General features: G+C 70.9%; 5 protein-coding genes. 2 read left to right on the top strand and 3 right to left on the bottom strand.

The annotated features are described in order from the left end of the window. Both WA805_RS28020 and dapE read left to right on the top strand, forming a co-directional pair. A partial coding sequence (locus WA805_RS28020) for a LysR substrate-binding domain-containing protein (protein WP_425243830.1) occupies positions 1-311 on the top strand: 311 nt, incomplete at its 5' end. A gap of 51 nt (positions 312-362) precedes the next feature. Next, complete coding sequence (dapE, locus tag WA805_RS28015; protein ID WP_422282372.1) at positions 363-1,454, top strand: succinyl-diaminopimelate desuccinylase; 1,092 nt, start codon at positions 363-365, stop codon at positions 1,452-1,454. Positions 1,455-1,505: 51 nt separating this feature from the next. Here dapE and WA805_RS28010 read toward each other — a convergent pair whose 3' ends face one another. From WA805_RS28010 to WA805_RS28000, 3 genes are all read right to left on the bottom strand, one after another. After that, positions 1,506-3,206, bottom strand: a complete 1,701-nt coding sequence (locus tag WA805_RS28010) for a trypsin-like peptidase domain-containing protein (protein ID WP_425243829.1) — start codon at positions 3,204-3,206, stop codon at positions 1,506-1,508. Between the two features lie 254 nt (positions 3,207-3,460). Beyond that, positions 3,461-4,090: a hypothetical protein gene (locus tag WA805_RS28005; RefSeq protein ID WP_422282368.1), complete on the bottom strand. Its 630-nt coding sequence runs from the start codon at positions 4,088-4,090 to the stop codon at positions 3,461-3,463. Positions 4,091-4,117: 27 nt separating this feature from the next. Next, the coding region (locus tag WA805_RS28000) for a TlpA family protein disulfide reductase (RefSeq protein WP_425243828.1) at positions 4,118-4,651 on the bottom strand (534 nt) is incomplete at its 5' end.

The following is a 4,651-nucleotide window of genomic DNA, read 5'->3' as shown; positions in this document are numbered from 1 at the left end:
GGCTGACTCCGCCGGTGCCGTCGGAATTCGAGGGGCTCGGCACGGTCGCGAACCTGGTCGCCCGCGGCCTGGGCATCGCGATCATGCCCAGGCTCGCCGTCGGCGCTTACGAGCGGCGGCTGGTGGTCAGGGAGCTGCCGGCCGGGCTCGACCTGGCCAGGGACGTGTTCGCGGTGGCGCGCACCGCGAGCGTGGCGCGGCCGTCCGTCGCGGTGATCGTCAGCGCGCTGCGCGGTGCCGCGCGGTCGATCTCGCACCGGGCCGGGTCGACCCGTGACACTCAGGAGCTTCAAGAGCTGCGTGAGCCGTAAGAGCCGCGCGAGAGCGCCGGGCCCGCGAAGCCGCTGTTACCGTGTGACCTCATGGACCACGAGCTCAACCTGGACGCCGACGGCGCCACGCTGACCGCCGCGCTCACCGACATCGCCTCCGTCAGCGGCGAGGAGAAGCCGCTGGCCGACGCGATCGAGCGGGCCCTGGCGCCGCTGCCGCACCTGACGGTCGACCGCTTCGGCAACACGCTCGTCGCCCGCACGTCGCTCGGGCACCAGGAACGAGTGGTGCTGGCTGGTCATATCGACACCGTGCCGCTCGCAGGAAACGTCCCGTCGTCCTTTAATCCGGAACGTACGCGGCTGACTGGATGCGGCACATCCGACATGAAGTCGGGGGTGGCGGTGCAGCTGCGCCTCGCCGCCGGGCTGACCGGAACGCGATCGCGGCCGAACGCGCCGTCCCGCGACGTGACCTACGTGTTCTACGAGTGCGAAGAGGTCGACGTCGCAAGGAACGGGCTGTTCAAGCTGTCCCGGTCGGCTCCCGAGCTGCTGGCCGGCGACTTCGCGGTGCTGCTCGAGCCGAGCGGCGGGGCGGTCGAGGGCGGCTGCCAGGGGACGCTGCGCGCGGCGGTGACGGCGACCGGTGTGCGGGCGCACACCGCTCGCTCCTGGATGGGGCGGAACGCGATCCACGAGGCGGCCGAGATCCTGGAGGTGCTGCGGTCCTGGGAGGCGCGGACGCCCGTCGTCGACGGGCTCGAGTACCACGAGGGGCTGAACGCGGTCGCGATCAGCGGCGGCGTCGCGGGGAACGTCGTGCCCGACTCCTGCACGGTGACGGTGAACTACCGGTTCGCGCCGGACCGGAGCGGCGGCGAGGCGGAGGCGTACATCCGGTCCCTGTTTTCGGCGTGGGAGGTGTCGCTGCTCGACGTGGCCGGCGGCGCCAGGCCGGGGCTGTCGTTCCCCGCGGCCGCGGCCTTCGTCGCCGCGGTGGGCGGCACGCCGCGCGCCAAGCTCGGCTGGACGGACGTGGCCAGGTTCGCCGAGCTCGGCATCCCCGCGGTCAACTACGGTCCGGGTATCCCGGACCTCGCGCACACCCCTGGCGAGTACGTCGAGGTGGCCGCGATCGCCGAGTGCGAGTCCCGGCTCCGCGCCTGGCTGGGCGGGTGAACCCGCCTCTGCCCAGGGCCCAGCCGGGCCTGGCAAGGAAACTGCTGAGCCTTACTTCGCCATCTCGGACAGGGTGACGCTGGTCTGGTGCTTGGTGCCGTTGGCATCCACGTAGCCGATGGACAGCTGGTCGCCGGGGTGGTCACCCGCCATCAGGCTGGTCAGCCCGTCCGACGAGGCGACCGTCTGCCCGTTGACCGAGGTGATCACGTCGCCGCTGACCAGGCCGCCCGCCTGGGCCGGGGTGCCCTGGTACACCTGGCAGATCAGCGCGCCAGAGCTGACCGGCGGGGTGTAGCCGCCGACCCCGCCGCCGCCGAAACTGCCGCCGCTGAAGCCGCCGTTGCCCTGGCAGCCGCTCGGGTCGTTCGCGGCCGCGGCCGTGACGCCGAGGAAGCCGCCGAGGCCGATATGCACCGTCGAGCTGGCGTGCCCGCCCGCTATCTGGTTGGCGATCGAGATCGCGTGGTTGACCGGGATCGCGAAGCCGGCGGTGGCCTCTGACTGGTCAGGGGCGAAGCCTGAGGTGTCGGCCGCGGTGTCCATGCCGATGACCTGGGCCGACGAGTTGACGAGCGGGCCGCCGGAGTCGCCCTCCTGGATCGGCGCGTTGGTCTGGATCATGCCGTGCAGCGTCTCTTGCGTGTTGGCGCCGCTGTCGCTGGCCTGAATGGTGCGGTTCAGGCCCTGCACCGTGCCCTGCGCGGTGGCGGGGAGGCCGCCGCGGCCGCCGGCGTTGCCCAGGGCAAGGACCGCCTGGCCGACCTTGACCTTGCTGGAGTCGCCGAGGCTGGCGGTCTGCAGGCCCGAGGCGCCCTGCAGCTGCAGCAGCGCCACGTCGTCCGTGGAGTCGTAGCCGAGGACCTTCGCGGTGTACGTCTTGCCTGAAACCACCAGCGTGGCGGACACGCTGGTCGCCTCGTCGATCACGTGGTTGTTGGTCAGCACGAGGCCGTTGGGCGAGATGACAATGCCGGTGCCTTCAGCGGCGGCGTTGTTGTACTTGAGCTGCGAGGTGATGTCGACGATGGCCGGGTCGACCTTGGCTGCCAGCGCCTGCGCGTTCAGCGAGCCGGTGCCGGTGTTGGTACCGCCGCTGCCGGTCCCGTTCTGGTTGTTGCTCGGCGCCTGACCGAAGTTGCTGCCGCCGTTGCTGAAGGGATTCTGCTGGCTGCCGTTGGCCGCCGGGGCGGAGGAGGGGTCTGACGTGTGGTTCAGCGCGATCGCGGCGCCGGCGCCCACGCCGGCCGCGAGCGCCGCGACGGCCACGTAGGCGAGGACACGGCCGAACCGCGACCCGGGAGGCGGGGGTGGCGGGGTGTTGTACCCGCCCCACCCGGGACCGCCGCCCCAGGCGCCGTAACCGCCCTGCGGCGGCTGGCCATAACCCTGCTCGCCGTACCCGGGCTGGCCGTAGGCCGCGTAGCCAGGCCCGCCGTATCCTGGCTGCCCGTAGGCAGCCTGACCGTATCCTGACTGGCCGTATCCTGGCTGGCCGTATCCTGGCTGGCCGTACCCGGGCTGGCCGTAGCCCGGCTGACCGTACTGCGGCTGAGTGGGCGCCCCGGACGCTCCGGGCGCCGGGGACTCGGCGTGCCCTGCCTGGTCGCCGGGGCCGAACGCGACCGTATCGTTCGACGCGTTCTCGGCGTCGTCGTCCGCGCTACCGCCGGACGCCTCTGACCAGGGGCTGACGTACTCCGGTGGCTGCCAGCTGCCCTGCTGTTCGCTACCGCTGTCGTTGTCCTGCATAATCTCGCCTTCACCCGTGAACAGCGTACGTCGTCGTTCCTCGCCGGCCAGTGCCCGGCTGCGTCCCCTTTGCCCTCTAGTAAGCGTGCCGAACCTGAATGTGAGCTGAGGGCGTGCTCAGGATTGAGAAGAAACGCTGATGTCCGCCGCACCTTAATCTCAACCCCGGGTGGCCGCTCGATATGCCTTCTTGTTTTTCCATAGCGCTGGACGGCGGGGGCGGCGGCGAGCAGGAGACCAGTGACGTCCGGTGCTCAGGCGGGCAGGAACGGCAGCGCGGCGCTGCTGCCCACGGACTTCTCCGCGTTGCGCCAGATGCCGTAGATCGCGGTCCGCTGCGCGTCCATCGCCGCCAGCGCCGCGGTCAGCGTCTCCTGGGCCGCGGCGCGCTGCGCCGGCGTGCCCGCCTTCAGCACGGCGGTCATGTCCTGCTGGACGTTCAGCGCGTCGGGGAACGCCCAGGTAATGACGTCGTTGTCGGCCTTGTCGAGCGGGAACTGGGCCAGCGACTCTGTCACCTGGTAGGCGGCGAAATCCGACAGCGGCTCGTTGTTGGCCGGAGAGCAGTTCTGCGCGTTGTAGGCGAGGATGCCGAGGGCGGCGGACAGGTCGGCCTTGTCGCCGGCCTGCACCTTGTTGAAAGCCGTCATCGAGTCCCGCGTGCCGCCGGCGCACGACTCGATGCCCGCGTTCACGTCCTTGAGGTACCCGGACAGGTCGCCGGCCCGCTGGGCCGTGGACGGCTTGTGCGACAGCGACACCACCACCACGCCGCCGATGAGCACGATGACGGCGGCGAATACCCACAGCGGGGTGCGGTGCGTCGCCCAGCCGGTGTGCCGCAGCGGCACGAACGGCGGCTCGGTCTTCGTCGGGGAATCCACGGCTTCGCCTCGATCCTTACTGCTGTCTCAGGAGCTTGCCTGCATAAGGCGCAGGCCCTTGTCCAGGTCGGCCTGCGTCACCGCGCCGAGCACGTGGTCCACGATGCGGTGCTGTGCGTTGAGGAAGAACGTTTGCGGGAGCCCGGTGACCCCGTACGCGTTGGCCGCGGCGAGCTGCGGGTCGACGCCGATCGGGTAGCTGACGCCCTTGGCCTTGGCGAACTGGAGCGCACTCGCCGCGGTGTCGTTCTCGTCGAGCCCCACGATGATCACATGGCCGTGCTGGCGGGTGTACCACCTCGCCAGCAACGGGGTCTCCTGCTGGCAAGGCTCGCACCAGGAGGCCCAGAAGTTCACGATCAGCGGCTTGCCCTGGTACTGGCTTAGCGTGATGTGCTGGCCGGGAGCGGTGAGGGAGTCCAGCGTGAAGCCGGCCGCCACCGGGGCAGGCGGCGAGCCGCCGGTGCCCGAGGTGGCCAGGCTGACCGCGACGGCGGCGACCACGAAGATCGCGACGAGCCCGGTGATGAACTTGTGCCTGAGCACGAGCCGGCCTGCCAC

It is taken from the genome of Trebonia sp., from assembly GCF_049794275.1.
Classification (GTDB): domain Bacteria; phylum Actinomycetota; class Actinomycetes; order Streptosporangiales; family Streptosporangiaceae; genus Trebonia.
Note: the sequence above shows the minus strand (reverse complement) of the source record. Positions and strands in the feature narration are given on the sequence as shown.

Excerpts from the sequence above, each read along its gene's own strand:
- dapE (WP_422282372.1), top strand. The coding sequence starts at position 363 with ATGGACCACGAGCTCAACCTGGACGCCGACGGCGCCACGCTGACCGCC.
- WA805_RS28010 (WP_425243829.1), bottom strand. The coding sequence starts at position 3,206 with ATGCAGGACAACGACAGCGGTAGCGAACAGCAGGGCAGCTGGCAGCCA.